At 61.5% G+C, this 21,779-nt stretch carries 25 protein-coding genes and 1 pseudogene; 12 read left to right on the forward strand and 14 right to left on the reverse strand.

Going from position 1 to position 21,779, the window contains the following annotated elements:
* Positions 1–199: 199 nt before the first annotated feature.
* Positions 200–763 (reverse strand): GNAT family N-acetyltransferase, encoded by a 564-nt coding sequence (locus H6979_11775; GenBank protein MCP5140521.1) that lies wholly within the window; start codon positions 761–763, stop codon positions 200–202.
* Positions 756–1,022 carry a hypothetical protein gene (locus tag H6979_11780; GenBank protein MCP5140522.1) on the reverse strand — a complete coding sequence of 89 codons (267 nt, stop codon included), beginning with the start codon at positions 1,020–1,022 and terminating at the stop codon, positions 756–758. Before H6979_11780 ends, H6979_11775 begins: the two co-directional genes overlap by 8 nt.
* Before the next feature lie 446 nt (positions 1,023–1,468).
* Here H6979_11780 and H6979_11785 point away from each other — a divergent pair, with 446 nt between their 5' ends.
* The 4 genes from H6979_11785 (at position 1,469) to H6979_11800 (ending at position 3,826) form a co-directional block, all read left to right on the forward strand.
* Positions 1,469–1,699, forward strand: coding sequence for a CopG family transcriptional regulator (locus tag H6979_11785; protein ID MCP5140523.1), 231 nt, complete (start codon positions 1,469–1,471; stop codon positions 1,697–1,699).
* Positions 1,700–1,866: 167 nt separating this feature from the next.
* A complete protein-coding gene (locus tag H6979_11790) occupies positions 1,867–2,241 on the forward strand; it encodes a nucleotide pyrophosphohydrolase (GenBank protein ID MCP5140524.1) in 375 nt (124 codons plus the stop codon).
* Between the two features lie 64 nt (positions 2,242–2,305).
* Entirely contained in the window at positions 2,306–2,719 is a 414-nt protein-coding gene (locus H6979_11795) for an HIT family protein (protein MCP5140525.1), read from the forward strand.
* Positions 2,720–3,826 carry an HNH endonuclease gene (locus H6979_11800; GenBank protein MCP5140526.1) on the forward strand — a complete coding sequence of 369 codons (1,107 nt, stop codon included), beginning with the start codon at positions 2,720–2,722 and terminating at the stop codon, positions 3,824–3,826.
* 139 nt (positions 3,827–3,965) lie between these two features.
* Here H6979_11800 and H6979_11805 read toward each other — a convergent pair whose 3' ends face one another.
* A complete protein-coding gene (locus tag H6979_11805; protein ID MCP5140527.1) occupies positions 3,966–4,289 on the reverse strand; it encodes a YHYH domain-containing protein in 324 nt (107 codons plus the stop codon).
* A gap of 218 nt (positions 4,290–4,507) precedes the next feature.
* The gene (locus H6979_11810) at positions 4,508–4,933 is read right to left on the reverse strand and encodes a MerR family transcriptional regulator (GenBank protein MCP5140528.1); all 426 of its coding nucleotides are present in this window, start codon (positions 4,931–4,933) and stop codon (positions 4,508–4,510) included.
* Between the two features lie 176 nt (positions 4,934–5,109).
* Between H6979_11810 and H6979_11815 the strand changes: the two genes are divergently transcribed.
* Both H6979_11815 and H6979_11820 read left to right on the forward strand, forming a co-directional pair.
* Complete coding sequence (locus H6979_11815) at positions 5,110–5,310, forward strand: addiction module protein (GenBank protein ID MCP5140529.1); 201 nt, start codon at positions 5,110–5,112, stop codon at positions 5,308–5,310.
* Position 5,311: 1 nt separating this feature from the next.
* Positions 5,312–5,608: a type II toxin-antitoxin system RelE/ParE family toxin gene (locus tag H6979_11820; protein ID MCP5140530.1), complete on the forward strand. Its 297-nt coding sequence runs from the start codon at positions 5,312–5,314 to the stop codon at positions 5,606–5,608.
* A 66-nt stretch (positions 5,609–5,674) separates the two neighbouring features.
* On the opposite strand, the gene H6979_11825 is transcribed toward H6979_11820, so the two are convergent.
* The gene (locus tag H6979_11825) at positions 5,675–6,082 is read right to left on the reverse strand and encodes a hypothetical protein (GenBank protein ID MCP5140531.1); all 408 of its coding nucleotides are present in this window, start codon (positions 6,080–6,082) and stop codon (positions 5,675–5,677) included.
* 109 nt (positions 6,083–6,191) lie between these two features.
* Here H6979_11825 and H6979_11830 point away from each other — a divergent pair, with 109 nt between their 5' ends.
* Complete coding sequence (locus H6979_11830) at positions 6,192–6,929, forward strand: fused MFS/spermidine synthase (GenBank protein MCP5140532.1); 738 nt, start codon at positions 6,192–6,194, stop codon at positions 6,927–6,929.
* Between the two features lie 38 nt (positions 6,930–6,967).
* Positions 6,968–7,759, forward strand: a complete 792-nt coding sequence (locus tag H6979_11835) for an NAD(P)H-dependent oxidoreductase (GenBank protein ID MCP5140533.1) — start codon at positions 6,968–6,970, stop codon at positions 7,757–7,759.
* 60 nt (positions 7,760–7,819) lie between these two features.
* On the opposite strand, the gene H6979_11840 is transcribed toward H6979_11835, so the two are convergent.
* The 4 genes from H6979_11840 to H6979_11855 all read right to left on the reverse strand — a co-directional run bounded on the left by H6979_11840 (position 7,820) and on the right by H6979_11855 (position 11,582).
* Positions 7,820–8,881 carry a nitrilase gene (locus H6979_11840; protein ID MCP5140534.1) on the reverse strand — a complete coding sequence of 354 codons (1,062 nt, stop codon included), beginning with the start codon at positions 8,879–8,881 and terminating at the stop codon, positions 7,820–7,822.
* A 71-nt stretch (positions 8,882–8,952) separates the two neighbouring features.
* Positions 8,953–9,615, reverse strand: coding sequence for a hypothetical protein (locus H6979_11845; protein MCP5140535.1), 663 nt, complete (start codon positions 9,613–9,615; stop codon positions 8,953–8,955).
* Complete coding sequence (locus tag H6979_11850) at positions 9,609–11,267, reverse strand: FAD-binding oxidoreductase (protein MCP5140536.1); 1,659 nt, start codon at positions 11,265–11,267, stop codon at positions 9,609–9,611. The genes H6979_11845 and H6979_11850 overlap by 7 nt, the downstream gene beginning before the upstream one ends.
* Before the next feature lie 18 nt (positions 11,268–11,285).
* Positions 11,286–11,582 carry a YciI family protein gene (locus tag H6979_11855; protein ID MCP5140537.1) on the reverse strand — a complete coding sequence of 99 codons (297 nt, stop codon included), beginning with the start codon at positions 11,580–11,582 and terminating at the stop codon, positions 11,286–11,288.
* Between the two features lie 291 nt (positions 11,583–11,873).
* Here H6979_11855 and H6979_11860 point away from each other — a divergent pair, with 291 nt between their 5' ends.
* Genes H6979_11860 through H6979_11870 form a run of 3 tightly spaced genes read left to right on the forward strand, consistent with a single transcriptional unit; the run spans position 11,874 to position 15,580 of the window.
* On the forward strand, positions 11,874–13,040 hold the full coding sequence (locus tag H6979_11860; protein MCP5140538.1) for a hypothetical protein: 1,167 nt from the start codon (positions 11,874–11,876) through the stop codon (positions 13,038–13,040).
* Between the two features lie 18 nt (positions 13,041–13,058).
* Entirely contained in the window at positions 13,059–13,745 is a 687-nt protein-coding gene (locus tag H6979_11865) for an NAD(P)H-binding protein (GenBank protein MCP5140539.1), read from the forward strand.
* Positions 13,746–13,780: 35 nt separating this feature from the next.
* Positions 13,781–15,580 (forward strand): ATP-binding cassette domain-containing protein, encoded by a 1,800-nt coding sequence (locus H6979_11870; GenBank protein ID MCP5140540.1) that lies wholly within the window; start codon positions 13,781–13,783, stop codon positions 15,578–15,580.
* Here the strand turns inward: H6979_11870 and H6979_11875 are convergent.
* The 3 genes from H6979_11875 to H6979_11885 form a co-directional block, all read right to left on the reverse strand.
* Positions 15,577–16,593, reverse strand: a complete 1,017-nt coding sequence (locus H6979_11875; protein ID MCP5140541.1) for an LLM class flavin-dependent oxidoreductase — start codon at positions 16,591–16,593, stop codon at positions 15,577–15,579. The genes H6979_11870 and H6979_11875 overlap by 4 nt on opposite strands.
* Positions 16,594–16,596: 3 nt before the next feature.
* Entirely contained in the window at positions 16,597–16,770 is a 174-nt protein-coding gene (locus H6979_11880; protein MCP5140542.1) for an addiction module protein, read from the reverse strand.
* A 72-nt stretch (positions 16,771–16,842) separates the two neighbouring features.
* A complete protein-coding gene (locus tag H6979_11885; GenBank protein ID MCP5140543.1) occupies positions 16,843–17,700 on the reverse strand; it encodes a serine protein kinase RIO in 858 nt (285 codons plus the stop codon).
* A gap of 156 nt (positions 17,701–17,856) precedes the next feature.
* Between H6979_11885 and H6979_11890 the strand changes: the two are divergent.
* Positions 17,857–20,369, forward strand: a pseudogene (locus H6979_11890) (TonB-dependent receptor).
* A 5-nt stretch (positions 20,370–20,374) separates the two neighbouring features.
* On the opposite strand, the gene H6979_11895 reads toward H6979_11890, so the two are convergent.
* Positions 20,375–21,301 (reverse strand): PA2778 family cysteine peptidase, encoded by a 927-nt coding sequence (locus tag H6979_11895; protein MCP5140544.1) that lies wholly within the window; start codon positions 21,299–21,301, stop codon positions 20,375–20,377.
* 19 nt (positions 21,302–21,320) lie between these two features.
* Entirely contained in the window at positions 21,321–21,698 is a 378-nt protein-coding gene (locus H6979_11900; protein MCP5140545.1) for a PA2779 family protein, read from the reverse strand.
* Positions 21,699–21,779 lie beyond the last annotated feature (81 nt).

Genomic DNA, 21,779 nt, shown 5'->3' on the forward strand with positions numbered 1-21,779 from the left:
CCCTTTTCTTTTTGCCAGTGAGGGGGAGCCCGGTGAGAACCCTTCGGTTCGACAAAACTGCAGAGCAGTTTTGGACGGCGCAGCCGCCCCGCAGGGGTGAGCCGCCGTACCCGGCGGCGAATCAATCCCGACCGGGGCCAGCGCTGCCCGAAGGGCGAGGGGCCTTACCCGGCCCCGAGTGAATCCCGACCGGGGCCACCTACGCCCCTTCCTCCCGCCCCCTGGCCTCTTTGACCGCAGCAGCGACCTGCTCAATGGGCAGGAACATGGCGACCGGCTCGGGCCGATCGCCGAGAGCGCCACTGATCGGGTCGATCGGAAAAAATCCCAGCGACGCATAGAAAGCGATCGCATCCGGTTTGGCATCCACGACTATTCCAACGCAAGCAACGCGGTCTCGCATGTCCAGAGCAAGTTCGAGCATGGCGCGCAACAACAGTCGGCCGATGCCATGTCCCTGGTAGTGCTGGTCTACTGCCAGGCGGGCCAATCGCAGGATGGGCAGTGGATAAGCGGGGAGGCGACGACGCAGGTTCCTGCCCAGCTTTTCGGAAACCAGCTCTCCGCTGGAGACGGTGACAAAACCTGCAAGCTGGTCGCCATGGACGGCGACATAGCTTGTTCCGATATGGTGTCGAAACTGGTTCTGGCCCGCGTACTGCTGGAAGAAGCGATCGAGATTGATATTCCCGCTGCGAAATCCGCTCCGGTCGTCCCGGGGTTCCAGCCGCCGGACGCGAACTTCGAGCGGCCTATTACCCACGGAACAATGCTTTCAGCGCTTCCGTCGGCTGGGCTTCCCGGGTGATGCGTTCGGCAATCTCTGCCATTGCCTTTTCGGTCAGGACCAATCGGGAGGGAATGATCAAATCCTCCGGAATCTCCCGCAAAGCCTGCAGGTGGTGCTGTAGCGCCTCCTCGATCAGGTAGGCCTTCTTCACGCCGCGGCGTTTGACATAAGCCTCAACCTCGGCCTTGGTTTCTGCGGAGATGTAGGCGGAAACCTGTGTGGGTGCGGACATGCCAGCTCTCCATCTACAAAAGTGTAGATTTATATGGAGAGTAGCACGGCCCGCCAGGAAATCGACCAACTGCTTGCATCGGCGGGATGGCATGTTTGCGATCTCGGTGCTCATGACATCTCCAAGCCGTGTGCTATCCGGGAGCTTCCCCTCAAGCAGGCTTACGGTCACGCCGACTATCTGCTGTATCTGCATGGAAAGGCCGCCTGGCAGGTCACCAAAGCTTTAACGACGCTATAGTCGGTCCATGAGCACCCCCAAGCGCGCCACCGTTTACTTTGAGCCTGAGGTTCACAAGGCGCTGCGTCTGCGTGCGGCGTCGAACGACCAATCCATTTCGGGGTAGAACCCTTTCGTCGTATGACAACTTGAGTTTGATCCTCGAAAGAGCCATGCCATTCGCATCATTTCGGTACGACGGTCTCGTGCTGATGAGGTAGCCCTGTATGAAAGCCAGGAAATTTGATCGTGACTTTGACGCTGGCAAAAGCGTCACAGCGGCGTTGAACCTCGCCGAAGCCCGGCGTCCCGGCCAGGCGCAGAAGCGAGTCAATGTCGATTTTCCGACGTGGATGGTCGAGCGACTGGATCAGGAGGCTGGCCGCCTGGGTGTTACCCGACAATCAATCATCAAGGTATGGCTTGCGGAACGTCTGGAGCATTCGGCTTCCAAGTAGCCGTACCCGGCCCCGAGTGAATCCCGACCGGGGCCAGTGCTGCCCATCAGTGTGGCTCACCTCCAGCACAACAGCAGGTACCATCACCTCCTGCCGCCGGCCAGGACTGATGGAGCACCCCGCTCAGTCTCGAATGGATCCCGCAGGCGAAACAACAAGGGCTTGATATGGACAAACGTGATCAGAGCGTGCCCGCGGACGCCCTCCAGGCGCTCAGGGACCAACTCAGGCAGTTCGCGCTTGAGCGCGACTGGGACCAGTTTCACTCGCCGAAGAATCTTGTTTCGGCGCTTGCCGTCGAGGCTGCGGAGTTGCTTGAGCCGTTCCAGTGGCTGACCGGGGAGCAAAGCAGCCGGCTGACATCCGAACAGCTGGCAGCCGTCCGCGAAGAGATGGCTGATGTTCTGCTTTACCTCATCCGCCTCGCTGACAAGCTGGATGTAGACCTGGTAACCGCTGCCTCGGAAAAACTCGTGCGAAATGCCGAAAAATATCCAGTCGCCAGGGCCAGAGGTTCCAGCAGGAAATACACCGACCTTTAGCCCGGTGAATAAGACGCTGCGATGATCGTCTACCAGTGCTCGTACGCCGCGCTAAACTAAGCGCATGAGCGAAGATCCGGCCACTCATCAACAGCAATGCCCGTTCTGTACCCCGGACACTTCACGCGTCTTCCTTTCAACCGAGCTCGTACTCGGTCTCTGGGACGGTTTTCCCGTCTCGCCCAGCCACGCGCTTTTGATTCCCCGGCGGCACGTGGCCGACTGGTTCCAGGCCACCACAGATGAGCAGGCGGCTCTGACCACCGCCATTAGCCGGGTGCGAATGTTGATCGAGGAGCGGGCTGTGCTGGAGGGCCGGCCGAAGCCCGACGGCTACAACGTCGGCTTCAATGCTGGCGCCGCTGCGGGTCAGACGGTTTTTCATCTTCACGTTCACGTGATACCACGCTATGCAGGTGATGTTGCTGACCCTCGGGGCGGGATTCGTGGCGTCATACCAGCCAAGGCAACCTACTAAGTGTCTGCAGAAACAGATATTCGCTTTCTCCGTCAGCTTCAGCGCCTGCTGGACGAAGGCCTGTTCACCTCTACTTACAAGTACGCGCTGCTGCAGGCGTTGGCGGATTTGTCAGTAGAGCAGCAGCCTGCCACCGACGGCAGTCTGCGGTTGGCGGTGCCGGATATTGCGGAGAAGTTCATTGAATATTACTGGCGGCAGGCGGTGCCGTTTGGAACCGATGGGCAGGATGGGGCGGGGCTGAATCCACTCCTGCAGAATACCGGCAGGCAGGCATCGATCATTCGTTACCTCATCGATGCGCGGAGCAATGCACCTGGCGGAACTGTCGCATCGCTGCGCCTTGATGTCCGCGCATGGGCGGGACTTCGGGACAGGGTTGCACGCGTGATCCGGGAAATGCCGCTCTGGAAGCTCCAGACAGTGGTCGAGCAGCCATCTGAATTTCTTTATCGCCAGGCTGAATTCCGCGATGACCGGATCCGCCTCTTGCCCGGTGTGGCCTCGGCCTTCCGCAACTTTCACGGCTTGATTACCCACCTGGTGCGAGGTGCATGGGTAGCTCGAGTTCAGCGCATTCCCGGTAATCGAGATCTTCTGGGTGAAACGGCAAGTCTCGAGAGTTTTCTTTTCGGCTCTGACCGCGCGACGCTCGCTCCGTGGCGGGACATTCTGAGGGAGCATCAGGGCGGGCGCTGCTTCTATTGCGATTCCCGTGTTCGTGGAGCCGGGGAGCTTGATCACTTCGTTGCCTGGTCGCGCTACCCGGTAGACCTCGGCCACAACTTCGTATTCAGCGATTCAAAGTGCAATCTCGCCAAGCGGGATTACCTGGCCCATCAGGATCATCTGCAGCGATGGCGCGACGAAAATCTGCACCGAGGCGACATGCTGGCCGCGGCCTTCGATGCCGCTCGGCTACCCCACGACATGGAGCGCTCACGTCGGATAACCGAATGGGCATACCGGCAGGGTGAGCTGGCCGGGGCACATGTGTGGATCAAGGGTAATGAGGTTTCAGCTATTCAGTCGACATGGCGGTCTGCGCTCGGGGTAGAAGCAGTGAGGCTCGCGGCGGAGGAAAACGCAGACTACGATCCGCTGTAGTTCTTGCTATCAATAACAAGATCACTGAAGTTGCAGAAGGCTGGGAGTCATACGCGGAGGAAGTGTTTCAGTATGTCCGTGCCAGAATGCCTGGCAATTCGTTCAAGCGGACAGGCCTGTAGGACGGTCTTCAGATGCGCTACAGCCCACCCAGCACCCGCTCCCGTTGCTGCGCGTACTCCTCGTCGCTGATCAGTTGCTTGTCGTGCAGGTCCTTCAGTTCCTGCAGCCGTTCTTCGAGTGACGCCTTCTTGTCGAGCGCATCCAGCTTCGCCAGCATCTCCGCCTGGGAGCTGAACTTCTGACCGGCCAGAGGTCCGCTGTGGCAGTGATACCCGCCCGATTTCCGGTCGTTGTGGCAGCCGTAGCCATCAACGCCGCCACCGTGAGCGTGCAGCACACCAGCTGCCAGCAGAAGGACGGGCAGGGCGCATAGCCTGGTGATCTTTGTCGGGCGGTTCACAAGGCAAAGATAACCCGGTTGGTCATTGTGGTGGTTCGCTTTTTATAGCCCCTATGCCAAGTCCGGGTGAAGAGACCTGAGTTGATGGGCATCGACCAGCGGCCAGCGGCGGGACCTGCCTGGAGATTCGCGCTGCTCTGTATTCGGGATCGGGCGAGCAGAGTTGAATATCTTCGCTTGCATAGTCAGACACCTTCCGCTCGCCGCCGCTTTTGTGCTCATTTGCCCTGCTCCTTGATGATGTCGCCATATGCCGCCAGCACTTTCTTGAACAGCTTCCGCACCTCCTCGGGTTCCAGCCCGGCCCGTCCGGGCTCGATGACCAGCTCCACGCCATCGGTCACGATCAGGTGACTCATCACCTCCACCGAGCCCGCCTTGCGGGGCAGGGGCGGTGGCACCGCCGGATCCGCGCCCTCCAGCAACTCGCGGATCCGTTCCAGCGAGAGCCCCGCGTCCGTCCACTTGCGGATGGTCAACAGCTGCTGCAGGTGCTGATCCGTGTAGTAGGCCGCCCGGGTCTCGCCGATCGGGCGGTCAACCAGGCCGATCTGGATGTAGTAGCGCACCGTCCTGCGCGGCAGCTCGGCAAGGGTGCAGAGCTGGTCCAGGGAGAGGTTTTTGCCGGGATTGCTGCTGTTCATGGATTCATTCTGCCAGCAGTAGTGGCAGAAAACAATGTATTAATACACCCAAGGGTGAATTGACCGTCCGATTTCGATACAGGGTTTCGAATCAGTGACGACTTGTCGCTTAAGGCTATCGAGCAAGGGTTCTCGCCCCGGTATACTGTCGAGGCATTCGGGCGTGGAGAAATGCCATGAATATACAAAGACTTAGTTCCAGTGAGCGAATCATCCTGGCTCAGGAACTGTGGGAAAGCGTCCATGACGCAGCCAACGAGGTTTCCGTGACGAAGGAGCAGGCTGCGATCCTGGAGCAGCGCTTGGCTGCTTTAGCCGCGGATGGCAATCCCGGCGACTCGTGGGAAGAGGTTAAGCGTCGCATTACCAAGGCCTAACGTGGATTACGAACAATTCGTTCGCCCGGAGGCGGAGTTTGATCTCGCTGAAGCCTACGGTTATTACCAGGAATGTCGTTGGGGCCTTGGTGAAGACTTCATCCTTTGCGTTGAAGAAGCGCTGGAACGCGTCAACAAAAATCCACTTCACTATCAGGAAGTGCACCTGCAAGTGCGTCGCGCACTTGTGCATCGGTTTCCATATGGCATTTTCTACGTTGTGATGGAGAACCGAATCATTGTTATTGCCGTGCTGCATGAGGCCCGCAATCCCGAGCGCTGGCAGTCGCGGATCTAACGATTCTGCTGGGCACGACGTGTTTGTGGCGAACTACCATCCATGCTGCTAGCAAGACCACCATCACTAGATCATGCTGGCACGCTCACCGAGCAGATAGCGCGCAACATCAACGTAGTCGAAGGCCAGGGACACGGCCAGCGACGCCACAAACAGCCAGATGACCAACCGGAAGAATAATGTGATTTCGCTGTTCCTCGCGCGACCGACGAGATAGACAAGCAGCGGCGTCCACAAGATCACATGCACGATGCCCAACAGTCGGACGTAGCCGATCTGGTCATACAGCCAGCCCATGGAAACGACAACAACGATATTGGTCAGCAATACGATCAATGCATCGCGCCGCGTGGCCTTTGAAAATGCCAGCGCCAGCGGCGTGACGACCATCGCCATGCCCAGCCAGTAGAACCAGATCAGTATCCAGCCGGTGGCGGAAAACATCGCATCGTGAAAGCTTATCGTGTTGTTCATGGCTATTGCCTGGCTCCCTGAAGTCAACGTGTCCCTGGGTGCTGATGCCGGTCGCTTCGGTATATTCGTCCGTTTGGATCGATGAAGATAGTGGCATCATGCAATCCCCATGGCACAGCAGCACATCAAGCCCGTCCTCTGCAGGACCGCCAATACCGTGTCCATGCATTTCTCCGCGCACCAGACCCAGAGCTGCATGGACATTCGGCGGCCCGACGCGCTCCATCTGGAGTACACCCACACGATGATGGGCTTCCTGTTTTTTCTGCCGGAGCCGGAGAGTGTGGCCATGGTGGGGCTGGGCGGGGGCTCGCTGGCCAAGTTCTGCTACCGCCACCTGCCGAAAGCCCGCATCAGCGTCATCGAGATCAATCCGCACGTGCTGGCTTTGCGCGATCAATTCCAGGTTCCGGCCGACAGCCCGCGGTTCCGCGTGGTGCTGGGGGATGCTGCGGAGTTTGTCAGGACTTCGCCGCGGAACTTCGATGTTCTCCTGGTTGATGGCTATGATCACGAGGGCCTGCCGACGGCCTTGAGTTCACAGCGCTTCTACGACGACTGTTCCGAGATGCTCGGGCCGGACGGGATGCTGGTGACCAACCTGCATTGCGGCCAGGATCGCTGGCAGCAGCAGCTCGTGCGGATCCGTCGCAGCTTCGATGGCGGCGTCGTTGTCGTCGACGTTGATGACGGCAGCAACAGCATCGTGTTCGCCAGCAAGACCCACCTGGCCACACGGTCGCAGAGCAAACCCGTTCGCCAGCCGCCGAGTCTGGACGACGACGCATGGACGCAATTGCGCGCGACATTTGCGCGAGTTTCGGCCGCTGCTCACGACGCACTTTGATATTCAGCTTGTAAAGGCCCATCCAGTCCGGAAAAAAAATGAGAGTCTTGGCGATAATCGGGACACCTACCAAAGAAGAAGGCTTCACGACCCGCACCGTCGAGGTGCTGGAGCAGAGCCTCAGAAGCAAAGCCGAAATCCGGTACGAGTACCTGTATCTTGAAGACCGGAATCTGTCGCGTTGTCAGGGGCACCTGACTTGTGTGAAGTTCGGCGAACAACAGTGCCCTTTTCATGATGAGATTGCGCCGATCAAGGCGGCAATCGAGGCGGCAGACGTGGTCATCCTTGCCTCGCCGGTACACTGCTTCAACGTCTCTACCTTGATGAAGAATCTGATCGATCTGTTTGTCTATCAGATGCACAGGCCGCAGTTCTTCGGCAAGAAAGCGGTGGTTGTTACCGCGGCCGCCGGGGCCGGACAGAATGCGGTTCTGAAGTATCTGCACAAGACGGCGCGGATCTGGGGGTTTGACGTGGTCGCGCAATTCGGCACGCACGCGGGCCTGTTCACGCATGAAAGCTACCAGCCGAAACTTGCCGCTGCGGCGGCCAGGGTCGCCGACAAGATCATCGCCGAGGTGAAGCGGGGCAGGACAGGAGCGCCGGGATTGGCTGACCTGATCAATTTCCGCGTCTGGCGATCCGTTGTTGCCCGAACAAGGGAAGCCTCGCCTTACGACTGGAACCATTGGCAGAAATCGGGCTGGCTGGAGCAGGACTACTATTTCCCGGTGAAGGTCAACGCGCTGTCGAACGGCATTGCCGCGCTGCTCGAGCGCGTGATTGGCTGGGCAATCAGGAATGGCAGCGTCAAGCCAATCACATGAAGCCCGGATCATCACGCAAGTGCCGTGCAGACCGAATAGGGGACCGAACGACGGCGAGACTCAAGACGACTGGCGTCTCCGTGTCTTGCCTGCGCTGATTCTTGCGATGCTGTCAGCCAGGTGCTGACGCGCTATCGCTTGTGTCGACTGACCCTCGGCAATGCTGGTGAGCGTATTCGCGGGCAGATGTTCGAAGTCCCGATACGACTCGTAGTACGCCTGGAAAGGCTGGCGCGCGAGCAGGTTTGTCATGCCTGCCAGGCTTCTTTCGGACCTGAGGGCGGGAACATCGATCTTGCCGGCCGCCTGCGATTCGCCGAAACCAGCGGCATCGATGACTTCGCCGCGTGGACCCACAACCTTGCTCATGCCATCGGCAGACGATTCAGGCAGGGCTATCGAGCGGATTCCACCTGTATTGGCGGATACCACGTAAGCCAGATTTTCCATGGCGCGGGCACGCTTCGCCAGGTCTTTCATGGTCAACTCGACGCTGCCGACTTCCGATGAAGAATGACAGAAAATCTCGGCACCGCGCATTGCGAGGCATCGCGCCAGTTCAGGATAAAGAATTTCTTCCGATGCAATGCACGCCAGCCGGCCGATATCCGAATCGACGACCGGAAAGACGCCATCCAGACCATAGCGATCGAGATACTTGTCCCAGACATCGTAAGGGGTCGGTGTGTACAGGGAGATCAGTCGTCTGTAGCGCAGTATCAGGTCACCCGACGGCGCGATGATGAAACTTGCCTGAAAATAGAGTTCGGGGAAATGCGGATCCGTTTCATAGGCATTGCCACTGAGATACACACCGCTGGACTGGGCAATGCGACCGAGGGCTTCATATTCGGGGCCATCAGGATCCAGGACAGCCTTGCTCTTCCATTCTGCAAAACTTTCACCCAACGGGAACCCGGTCAGAAAGTATTCCGGCAGAACCACGAGCTTGACCTGCCGGCCATTAAAGACCTTGAGAAATGCACTGGTATCCCGAACGGCCGCGCCGAAACGCTCAAGCGACCGGGCAATCCGTTGCCGCGCACTCTGCGGGTCGTCCGGGTTCACGGGATCACAGACCAGCTGGAGCGCCAACGCGGTGTAGCGGGGAATCTCGGACATTTACTGCATCCTGTCTTTGAAGTACTGCGTACAAGTCAGTGCTGGCCTGGAAACCAGAGCAGCAGCTCGTCTCAGCCCGGCTTGAGGACGCTCACGGCGATGATCGTGGCGACAAACATCCATAGCACCACCAGGACCGCAGTTGAACTTGCGTAGCGGTTGCGCAAGCGCTGCTCGAGTTCGTCGGTTGAGCCTTTGGCCTTGATGGTCTCCCACACCAGAAAATAGCGGACCAGTTCAAAGCGTATGCCGAGACCGCTGAGGAAGACCCCGGCGAACAATGCCAGCTTGATGGCCAACCAGCCCGCCAGGTAAAAGTAGCCGAGCAGGGTGCCGATGGCGATCAGGATGGCAGCAACAATGGCGACATACCGGATGCTCCGGTCAATCTGCCCAAGCACACGACCGGTCGGGCTTTTTCTGAGCAGGTGGGTGAACTCGACCAGCGTCAGCCACGCAATTCCCAGCAGCGCGGCTGTTCCGGCCAGCCACATACCACCAGGGAAATAACCGAGCAATGCACCGAGCGTCGTGCCGAGCCAGACCTGCAGGATCAACGCATAGCGGACATGCTGGTCGACATCCATGACGTGATCCATAAGCCGCTCGCGTTCCTCGAAAGGCAGGGACGCGGTCCGTGACACGTAGCGAAAGGTGCTGTTGATGACGAGATCCGAACCCAACCAGTAGCCAACAACAATGATGTGAGCCACCAGTACAGCTTGAATCAGCACGACTTCTGCCTCGTACCGTCGATCGACGAATCACCTCCGGAGGAATCAGCGGCGCTTCCGATCGGCAGACCGAGTACGCCGGGGTTCATCAGTCCGCGTGGATCGAGCTGGGATTTGAGGGCGATGAGAAGGGCTTGAGGTTCCGGCGCCATTTTTTCCACATAAGCGTAGGTGCGACCCAGTTGATTGGATGGCGCGCCGAAATCATCGAAAAGTGCCAGTGTTTCGAGCCGCAGCCGGGCAACCAGTTCCCGTGCAGCCAGGTTCGGTTGTGATTCGCTGAGCCTGCGAAGGTGTGCGGGATCAGGTACCGCGCGATGCATCGGCAGCCAACTGTCGTGCCAGTGCAGCACGGGCTCGAAACTGAAGGCGTGAGTCTGAAGCGCGGTCAGCAGGATGGACAGCTCGACACCAGTACGCTGCAGCGCGGTCCGGTGCCGGTCGACCAGTTGATTGAAGGCGTCGATCAGGCGCCGCGCATCGCCATGCGGAACTTTGGCATTCACGGCAGCCCATCGCTCACCGGCGGGTCCGAGGACGCCATTGAGGTTGTCAAACGGTGTCGCACGTACGGCCATGGGGATCGAGGCAGGGATGGGCACGCCACCCTGCTGGTCGAGAAGACGCCGGCACAGATTCAGGTCGGCGCTGGCAGCGGCCGCCGTGCGACCCGCGCAAACCAGATGCAAGGACCACGCGCCTTCCGGTACCAGGCGCTTGCCTGCCGCGATCACCCGTGCACCGGCTTTCAGCCCGCTCAGCAGGTTTGCCTGATTGCCGACGATGTGGCCCAACCTGGTCAGGTCGCCCTTGAGTGTGCCGCCGGCCATGTTTCTGGTTGTGGTGTGGGGGTCGAAGACGTAGGCCTCTTCAGCAGCACCCGATCGCGCGATGACCGACAGGGCGGCAGCCGCTGAATGCACATCCGGAAAGGCATGGGACAGGTACTCGCTGTGCCGGGGCATTTCGATCAGCCTGAAAGTAGCCTCGGTCTTGATGCCCAGCGCACCGCCGTCATGCAGAAACAGACCGGTCAGGTCCGGACCGTGCGAGCGGTAGAAGGGCTTGCCATGGCGAAAGCCAGCCTGCCCCGTACGCAGCACCCGGCCGTCGGCTGTCACGACTTCGAGCCCCAGTACATTCTCCGCGGCACTGCCATAGCGTGCGGTGCCCAGAAACACCGCACCGTTCGACAGGCCACCGCCAACGGTGGCCCGACGCCCGGAAAAGGTGCCGAAGAAGGGGAGCCGCAGGCCGTGCGCTGACAGTGCCTTGTAAATGGTTTCCCACGTGGTCCCGCCGCCGACGGTGACGGTCATGTTGCCCGGATCGAAATCGACCAGGCCCTCGACGTCAGCAAGATCGACGACTACCGAAGATTCCGTGCCCGGGCATACGCCGCCGGTATACGACATGCCGCCACCCCGAGGAATCAGCGCATAGCCGGCAGCCGTAATCTGCTTTGCGGCACTGGCGAGCATCGCCGCGCTGGACGGGCGGATAACTGCCGTCGCGAGCTTTCCCTGGGCGTACAGGTCGCCGGAAAAGAGCTCACGCTCATCGGTGCTGGTGAGGACGCGTTCCGCCCCCATGCTCTCGCGAAGCGTGGCGATCAGTTCATTTGGCGAGCCAATGTGCGGGCGGCTGTTCATCGATATTCCCGACGGCGATCAGGTGGGGTTTTTCCAGGTGTTGATCAGGTCCTTGAAGGCATGAATGCGGATCTGTGGCCAAAGTCCGGCCTGCTTGTAGGGGTCGGCATCGATGATGTCGATGACCTCCTGCTTCGACTGTGCTTCGATGAGCAGCACACCACCGGCCGGCGCGCTGCCGTCATCACGCATGATCGGCCCGCCCAGTCTGATGGCCTCGGCGTGCGTGCCCATATGCGCCATGTGGGCGTTCAGCAAGGGCTTGCGAATGGGCATATTGTCCGCGATGTCTTCCAGGTAAACCAGGTAAAGCATGGCCTGTACTCCCGAGGGCGTGCGCTGTCAAAACGGCTGCGCAATGTCGGGTCATACCAGGGTGACGATCAGCAGCGCTGCGTACACGAGCTGCCTGGCGGCGATCGAGCGGGTGTGAACCGGCATTGAATGGCGCAGTCATTGTATCCCGATCACCAGCAAGTGGTATTGCCAGGCGTTATCTCGCGCGACCCGGGATTGCCGGACGCTGCCACCACAGTCGCCACTCACCTCGCCCCGTGCTAACCTTGACTTGGCAATCACGCGCCTGAAGAACAAGGGAGAGACACCATGCGCAAACCCGAAGTACCCGGCAGCGAAACAATCCAGAACCGGCGGCGGTTTCTCCAGGCGACGGCGCTGGCCAGTACGGCCGGGTTGCTTCCGGCAGCGCTCCTGCCGTCGAGCGGGCGAGCGGCGATGGGGCGCGGCGAACCGATTGCGATGTCGAACGACGGAACCTACAAGGTGGTGCCGCTCAAGAAACCCTCGATTCGACTGGGTATCGTTCAATCGCGCGTGCGCAGCGTTCGATACGATCAGCGCAAGAAGGATCTCGCGGCAAATCTGGCGCACATGATCGAGATGATCGATAACGCGTTTCATTTCAGTGCCGGTGCCGACATCCTGTTCTTTCATGAATTTCCGCTCACCGGTTTCAATACCTGGACGCGTGCGGAACTGCTCGATCTGTCGATCGAGATTCCGGGTGCAGAGACGCAGGCCATTGGCCGGAAGGCGAAGGAGTATGGCTGCTATATCGTGTTCGGCTCTTATGTGCGCGATCGTGACTGGCCCAATCACGTGCTCAGCGTCACCACGATCATCGGGCCGGATGGCAATATCGTCGACAAGCACTGGAAGGCGCGCAACATCAAGGGCGTGTTCCCAGGCATGGAGTTGTTTACCACGACGATCTATGACGTGATGGATCAGTACGTGGAGATGTACGGCGCGGATGCGCTCCTGCCGGTTGCCCGCACGCCGTACGGCAATATTGCAACCTCCTCGGTGCAAAAGGAGCCTGAACTGTTCCGCGCCTTTGCGATGAAGGGCGCGGAGATCATCCTGCGCACGGCCACGGGCGGATTCTCGCCCTGGGATATCCAGGCGACGGCCGGTTACAACCAGGTGTATGTGGCCGTATGCAACAACGCGGTGTCGCCCGAGAATCCCGGTTTTTATGAAGATGCCGGGTCCGGTGGATCGGCCATCTACGATCCGCGCGGCGATATCCTTGCCGAGGCCAATACAAAATTCGAAACGCTGGTGAGTGCGCAGATTCCGATTGAGGCATTTCGCGCCAGACACCGCCAGCCGATCGTGCACATGGAGCTTTACCGCGACGTATTCAACACCTATCGGAATGCCTACGGACCGAACCTGTTTTCCGCATATCAGCCCACCGATCTTCAGGATGCGGGGCGCTATCTGAACGACAAGTCGCGGTGGAAATAGGCAGCGGTGAGTTCCGCAATGACGAATCGATATCTGGTTTTCGGTGCCAGCCACGGGACAGGGCTGGAGGTCGCGCGGCAGTTGACTGCTCGTGGCGACCGGGTGACGGCGGTGGTCCGGCAGACTTCCGACCGCAGCGGGCTTGAACCGCTGGGCGTCGATTTCGTGATTGCCGACGTGCTCGATGCGGCTGCCGTCGATGCGGCTTTCAGGAGCGGCGACCATCGCGCGGTGGTGTGTACGGTCGGCGGTTCGCGAAAAGAGCCGCAGCGGCCGGATGTGATCGGCACGCAAAACATTGTGGACAGCGCAAAGCGGCATGGCGTGCGCCGGATGGTGCTGGTCACGGCAGTCGGTGCCGGCGACAGTCGCAAGGTCCTGTCCGAGAATGCCTGGAAATTCCTCGGGCCGGTCATTGAACTGAAAACCGCCGCCGAGGCATGCCTGACCGCCAGCGGTCTGGATGCGACGATACTGAGGCCCGGGGGCATGAATTCGGATGCGGCGACCGGCACGGCGATCAAGACCGAAGATCACGGCGTCATGGGTACGATCCAGCGCGCGGATCTCGCCGCGATCGTCATCGAGTGCCTGGATGACGACACCACGATCGGCAGGATCTATCACACGATTGATCCGGGGATTGGCGAGCAACCACCGCTGCAGAGGGGCGAGAGGCCGCGGGCAGGCGAGGAAAAACCGTAACGCCATCGATCAGCCCACCCCTATAATCGCCGCCCATGGCTGAATTCGAACAGGATCCCAAGAACCGTCCAAAAGGCAGGACGCCGCGCTCCCTCGTCGCGCTGCTGCCGTTTCTGAAGCCCTACAAGGGCATGCTGTGGTTGTCCCTGGTGGTGCTGCTCGTGGCATCCGGGCTGATGCTGTCGCTGCCGGTGGCGGCACGCTATGTCATCGACCAGGGCCTCGCGTCGAAGCAGTCCGGGATGGTGAACCTGTATTTCGTGGGTTTCGCGGTGCTCATCGTGCTGTTCTGCGCGATGGCGGCGTTGCGCCTGTACCTGGTGAGCTGGGTGGGCGAGCGCGTGGTCGCCGACGTGCGCGATGCGGTGTACCGGCACGTGATCCGCATGGACGCGATTTTCTTCGAGGAGACGCGTACCGGCGAGGTGCTGTCGCGGCTGACCGCCGACACGACGCTGGTGCAGTCGATCACCGGCACCAGCCTGTCGATGGTGCTGCGCTCGATGATCCAGCTGCCGGGTGCACTGGTGATGCTCGCCATCACCAATCTCAAGCTGATGGGCCTGATCGTGATCCTGATTCCGGCCGTGCTGCTGCCGGTGATCACGATCGGACGCAAGGTGCGCCGGCTGTCGCGCGCTTCGCAGGACCGCATCGCCGACACCAGTGCGATGGCCAGCGAATCGCTGGATGCGGTGCAGATCGTGCAGGCTTTCACGGCCGAAACCGCGGTTGCCGACCGCTTTCGCGCCATCGTCGAGCAGAGCTATGACACGGCGATCGAGCGCACGCGCGTGCGCTCGATCATGAGCTTCATCACCTTCTGCTGCGTGTTCGGTGGCATCACTTTCGTGGTGTGGATGGGTGCGCGCAGTGTGCTCGCCGGCGAAATCACCTACGGTCAGCTGGGCCAGTTCGTGCTCTATGCGCTGTTTGCCGCGACGTCTGCCGGCACGCTGACCGAGATGTGGGGCGAGGTCCAGCGTGCATCCGGTGCCACCGAGCGCCTGATCGAGCTGCTCAATGCACAGCCCCATGTCAGGGCGCCGGCAAGTCCGCAGCTCCTGCCGCGCCCCGGCCGGGGCGAGATCCGCTTCGAGAATGTCTGTTTCAACTATCCGTCGCGGCCGGAGCGGCGTGCGCTGTCGGGCATCAATCTCGACATCCGGCCGGGCGAACGCATTGCCTTCGTCGGGCCGTCCGGCGCCGGCAAGAGCACCACCTTCCAGTTGCTGCTGCGATTCTACGACCCGCAGCAGGGCCGCATCCTGATCGACGACGTGGATATCGCGCAGGCTGATCCGCGCGATGTGCGCGAGCGCATCGCCGTCGTGCCGCAGGAGACGGTGATCTTCGGTGATACCGCGCTTGGCAATATCCGCTTCGGCCGGCCCGGTGCGACCGACGATGAGATCCGGGAGGCGGCAAGGCTCGCCGTGGCCGACGAGTTCATCCGCGATCTGCCGCAGGGCTACGACACCTATGTGGGCGAGCGCGGCACGCGCCTGTCCGGCGGCCAGCGGCAACGCATGGCCATCGCGCGCGCCATCCTCAAGAATCCGTCCATCCTGCTGCTCGACGAGGCGACCAGCTCGCTCGATGCCGAAAACGAGCGGCTGCTGCAGAAGGCACTCGACCGCCTCATGCAGGGCCGCACCACCATCATCATCGCGCACCGCCTCGCCACCGTGCTCAAGGCCGATCGCATCGTCGTCATCAACCAGGGCCACATCGTCGATATCGGCACCCACGACGAACTCGTGCAGCGCGATCCGCTCTACGCGCGGCTCGCCGAGTTGCAGTTCGTGGATGCGTCGGTGGAAGTGGAGGCCTAGGCTCCCCGCAACGCCGGCACCACCCGTTCCCCGATCATCCTGATCGACGCTTCCGGGTCGTTGTACAGACACAGCACCACACCGGTCGCCCCGGCGCGGCGCATTTCGCGCAGGCGTTCGATTTCGCCGTCGATGTCTTTCACACCGCAGGCGCTGACGCCGCGGTCGACGATCTTTTCCACCAGTGCTTCGGGCACGCCCTCGATGTCGGGTGAGCGGCGGTTGTAGGCCTTGATGAAGGCGGGGTAGTGCTTCGCGACCAGCGCCGCTTCTTCAGGACTCGCGACGTCGTGGATGTAGGGTTCCCAGATCGTGCCGCGCGCCATGAGATAGGTGCGCGCCTCGCGCCGGGCCTCTTCGCGGCTGTGCTTGACATGCCAGGCCCAGAAATTTAGCAAGGGGAAGCGGGCTGGATCGCGGCCGGCGGCCCCGAGTACCGGGTCGATGATCTCGCGTGCCCAGCGCAGCCGCGAGACGGTGAAGTCGCTGGTCATGATGCCATCGGCGTAACGTGCGCCCATCTTCAGCATCTGCGGGCCATTCGACGCAGCATAGATGGCCGGCGGCGATGACTTTGCCCAGTCTGCCCTGAGCCACTGCATGTGGAACAACTCGCCCTCGTAGGAGATGGGCTTTCCCGAGGCCACGAGGTGCAGGATTTCCAGGCACTCGCGCACGGCGCGCACCATGCGCGCCGGCTTGATCTTCATGGTTTGCAGCGTGCCGCCGCCGCCGCCGACGGCAATCTGCGCGCGGCCCTTCGAGATCTCGTTGAGGGTGAGCAGCAGGTTGGCCATCTTCACCGGGTGGACTTCGAAGGGGCTCAGCGCGGTGGGGCCCATGTGCAACTGCGTGGTTTGCGCAGCGAGCGGCGCGAAGTTGACGAAGGGATCGCGGCCATCGAGATGATTGGTGGCCCACACGCCGTGGATGCCGACGCTCTCGGCCAGGGCACCGAGGCGTGCGACCTCATCGGCGGCAAAGTGCGGTTGCAGGATGAGGTCTATTTGCATGGGCTATCCCGGGCGCCAGGTCGCCAGACGCAGCCCGGCCTCGTCGAGCCATGGGCCTTCGGCGTCGCCGTCGTCACCGGCATCGAGCGTGGCGATCAGCTGTCTGGCCAGTCGCGCACGGTCTTCCGGCGGCAGCTTCCGTGCCTCTGCCTCGAGCTGGAAGATGTCCCTGTCCATGCTGTCCGACTCTATGCTGCCGGTGAAACCCCGGTCAACACGCCATTCCGGAACTTGTGCCTGGAATCTGCGCTATGACATTTCCGCCGTTTCACGGCCCCGCTGGCGGCGCAGTGCTTCATCGCGCGCGTCCTCGATGGCCAGCAGGGTGGCGTCGACGTCGGCGGCGAGCTCGCTGCTGATGAACTCGCCGCTGAGTACGGTGTCCGGCAGCAGCAGGCCCTGCTCGAAGAGCGCCCACATTTCCTCGGCGTAGCGCGTGGTCAGCAGTTCCGGTGCAAAGCGGCCGAGCGTGGCCGTGACGTTGTTGACGTCTCTCGCCAGCATGGCCTGCGCATTGTTGTTGCCCGATGCACTCACCACCTGCGGCAGATCGATGATCACCGGTCCATCGGCCGCGACCAGTATGTTGTATTCGGAAAGATCGCCGTGGATCAGGCCGGCGCACAACATGCGCACGATCTGGCTGATCAGAAAACGGTGATAGTCGCGTGCCTGGTCTGCCGACAGCTCGACCTCGCCCAGGTTCGGGGCGGAGCCACCGTCGATGCCGGTCACCAGCTCCATCACCAGCACACCATTGAAGAAGCCGTACGGGGAGGGTACCCGTACGCCCGCACCTGCCAGCTGGTAGAGCGCATCGACCTCGGTATTTTTCCAGGCGGCTTCCTGTTCCTTGCGACCGTAGTTCGTGCTGCGGCGCATGGCACGCGCCTGCCGGCTGCCGCGCACCTTGCGGCCTTCCTGGTATTGCGCCCGCTGCTGGAAGCTGCGCTGGCCCATGTCCTTGTAGACCTTCGCGCAGCGGAGCAGACCCGGCCCGCACTCGACGACGAACACGTCGGCCTCCTTGCCGCTTTTCAGGGCACGGATCACGTCGCTGATCACGCCGTCTTCAATCAGCGGCTCGAGGCCTTTGGGGGTTTTCATGCAGTGCAAGACTACAGCAGTGAGCGGCCACAGTGATTGCCGCTTTAGCCTAGTGAAAGGGCGGGTCTGCTAAGCGACTGCTGGTACGGGTTTGTTAGCTTAGACCGGGTATGGACTGGGCGGCGGTCACGCCGGATTCAATCAGGGGGCTCTTGAATGTCACACCTTCAATGCAATTCGTTTGCGCGCATTTTTGTTGCCGGCAGCCTGGCAGCCGTTATTGCCGCACCGCTGCATGCAGCGGTACTCGATGAAATCGTGGTGACCGCACAGAAGCGCGAGCAGGACATCCAGGACGTCGGCATCTCGATCAGCGCCTTCACCGGCGACCAGATGCAGGCGCTCGGTATCCAGGAAAGCAGTTCCATTGCGGCATTTGTGCCCGGCGTGCATACCAGCGGCGCGCTGGCCGGGCAGAACACCCAGTTCACCATCCGCGGCGTGACGCAGACCGACTTCAACGACATCGTCGAGGCGCCGAACGCGGTGTACCTCGACGAAGGCTACATCGCCATCGCCCAGGCGCAGACCTTTGCCCTGTTCGACATCGACCGGGTGGAAGTCCTGAAGGGCCCGCAGGGCACCCTGTTCGGACGCAATGCCACGGGCGGCCTGGTGCAGTACGTCAGCCGCAAGCCGACCTTCGACAAGGCTGAAGGCTATGCCGACGTCACTTATGGCATGTTCGATGCCAAGTCCGATCCGAATACGGTGCGCTTCGAGGGCGCTGTCGGCGGCCCGCTGAGCGACCGGGTGGCTGGCCGGGTGGCGATGCTCTACAACAACCAGGATCCCTGGCTGAAGAACCTCTACGATCCGAATGGGCCATATGCCTTCGGTGCGGCAACCATCGGCACCGGTTCCGCCAACGATCCCGGCCCGGGTGCCGGTGCCGATCTGGCTGACGACGACACGCTCGCCCTCCGCGGCATCCTGCAGTTTGATGCCCGTGACGATCTGCGCTTCACGCTGTCCGGCAACTGGGCACAGACCGACGTGTCGACAGCGCCCTACCAGGCCAAGCCGGTCAGCGCTGTTTACAACGGCACGAATCCCGACCCGAACGTGCAGTTGTCGCAGGGCGAGCTGATCAACGTGATCGATACGGCGCTGACTGACAGCCGCCGCAGCATCTGTGCCGACGGTTCGGACTGCGGCTCCGACCAGGACAACAACGGTTTTCCGGATGACTTCGACGGCAACAACATCACCGATACCGCACGCGTCACCAACACCTTTGCGCTGAGCCCGGGTACCGACTTCTTCGGCTACCGTGATGCAGACGGCGACGGCCTGACCTTCAACAGCGATTTCGCCTTCAAGGACCAGGGCAACATCGATACCTGGGGTGTGGCCTTGCGGGCCGAGTACGACATCAACGACAGCGTTTCGCTGACCTGGATCAGCGACTACAAGGACTACGAGAAGCTGCTGTTTCTCGACGTCGATGCCGGTCCCGCCAACCAGTCTGTGAACTACGCTGCGGTGGATGCCACCAGCTTCACGCAGGAGCTGCGCCTCAACGGCACCGCCGACCGGACCCGCTGGGTGGCCGGTTTCTACTATCTCAACATCGACAACGTGTCTGACAACGGACTGAAATTCCCGATCAACAGCGTCGTGCCCGGCAGCCCCTATGATCTGGGCTCGGATGCCGATCTGCAGACCGATTCCTATTCGCTGTTTGGCCAGGTCGAATACGACCTGAGGGACGACCTCACCCTGATCACCGGTTTGCGCCTGATCCGCGAAGACAAGGATTACGAGTTTTCGCAGAACATCTACGGCACCACCAATTCGAGCCAGATCCACCAGGGACCGCCGACGATCATCGGACCAACCTACCGGCTGGTGTACCCACGGCCTTCACCGACAGCACCAGCGACAACCTCTGGGCCGGCAAGGTGCAGCTCGACTGGCGGGTCACCGACGACTGGCTGCTGTATGCCGGTATAAACCGCGGCGTGAAAGCCGGCAGCTTCAATGCCCAGCTCGCTGGCGGTCTGGACGTGCCGACCAGCGCGATTCCCTACAAGGAAGAAATACTCTGGGCCTATGAGGCCGGCTTCAAGTCCACCTGGCTCGGCGGCACCACGCGCTTCAACGGCTCGGTCTTCTATTACGACTACCAGGATTACCAGTCCTTCCTGTTCACCGGTGTCGGTGGCGTGGTGATCAATGCCGATGCCACCAACGTCGGCATGGAGCTTGAGCTGCAGACCTCACCGATCGAGGGCCTCGACATCATGCTGAGTGGTTCGTGGTTCAACGCCGAGGTCAAAGACGTGCCGCTGCGCGTCGGTGGTCCGATCACCGCCGATGTCGAGCCCACCTACGCGCCGGAGCTGCAGTTCGCCGGTCTGGTGCGCTACGAATGGCCGGTGTTCGGCGGCTTCGCCTCCGTGCAGGGCGATTTCAGCTACTCGGATGAGTTCTATTACAACCTGCGCAACTTCGATGCCGACAAGTTCGACAGCTACACGCTGGTCAATGCGCTGGTCGGCTGGCGTACCGATGACGGCCGGTGGTCCGGCAACCTCGGTGTCCGCAACCTGACCGACGAACGGGCCGGCAACCAGGGCTTTGACCTGGCCACGCTCTGCGGTTGCAACGAGGTTTCGTATCAGCCGCCGCGCTGGTACGGACTCAACCTGAAGTACAAGTTCTAGGCGAGTCAGTTACAGCGTTCCCCCGCGCTGGCGGGCCGGGCAGACATCTGCCCGGCCCGTTCTGATGTTTCCCGCACCGCCGGCGCGAGTGCCGGCTCCTTTTCGGCAAGCGCCAGTGCACGACGCGCATGTTCCTGCGCTTCGGCAGCACAACCCCGGTCGATCAGCAGGTTGGCGAGATTGTTGTGTGCAGCGAGATGGTCCGGCTGCAATTCAAGCAGGTGGCGATAGCTCGCCTGTGCGGCGTCAAGCCGCCCGGCCGCGTAGTCGCGGTTGGCGCTTGCGAACAGCACCAGCGGATCGTCCGGCCAGCGAAGCAGGGCGGCGGCGTAACTGGCATCGACATCGGCAGCAGGCAAGTGGCTCTCGCTCGCGGCCACGGCGCGTATATAGCCGGCGGCAGTCGCCGTGGCCGGAATCCGGCCGGCCGGGGTGATCGTCACTGCCCAGTTCTCGCCCGCCTGCCAGGTGCGGAGGAAGTACCACTCGTGTTCGAGATGGCGGCGTTCTTTTCCCGAGCGCAGCACGAGCACTTCGCGTGCCGGGTCGTAGCCGATTGCCACCGCGTAGTGCCAGCGCCGGATGCCGAGCGCGCCGAAGTCCTGCAACACGAGTACCGGGTTGCCGGCTTCGAGCTCGGTGCGCAAGGCGCTGAAGTCTGGCGCCAGCAGCAAGGGGATGCGGCCGTGGCGACGCGCAGCGGCCAGCATTTCCATCTGCAGGCTGCCCCGCCTTGCCGGGATATAGACCTCGGGCACGAGCTGTTCGGGTGTGGTGTCCACGCCGGTGGAGACCAGCATGGTGGCGAGCGCAGCCGGGCCGCACTGGTGGGTGTCCTGGGGGAAGAAGGCGACGCCGGTCAGTTCGTGTTGCGGATTCTCCGGCAGCCGTGCCGGACCGGTAACGCAGGCGGTGAGTGCGAGTGCACTCACCGCCGCGACCAGGGCAGGCTTAGACCTTCTTGAAGATGTCGGTGACACCCACGATCTCGAGGATCAGCAGTACCACGAAGACGATGCCGATGACGGCGAGAAAGGCATCACCGCCGGCCGGCAGCTGGTCCAGCTTTTCGGTCATCAGGTTCAGCTCCGCATCATTCAGCGAGGCGATACGCTGGATGGCGTCGGCCGGATTCACACCCATCGCGACCAGTTGCGCCTGGACGTCAGCGCGCGACAGGGTGGACTCGATGCGGGCAAGCTGCCCGGCCCGGTCGGCAGCTGAAAGGTATTCCGGTGTGCCGATCACGCCGGCCGAGGCCGTGGTGTGCATACCGAGGCTGAGAAAACTCGCAGCCGTAATGGCGGCAATCATTTGCTTGAAGCGCATGGAAAGAACTCCCTTTGGAGGCAGACACAAAAAAACCCGCGGCCAGTATAGCCTGTCCGACCGGCACGATCAGCCACGGAG

This window comes from Chromatiales bacterium (assembly GCA_024234935.1).
Classification (GTDB): Bacteria; Pseudomonadota; Gammaproteobacteria; order Steroidobacterales.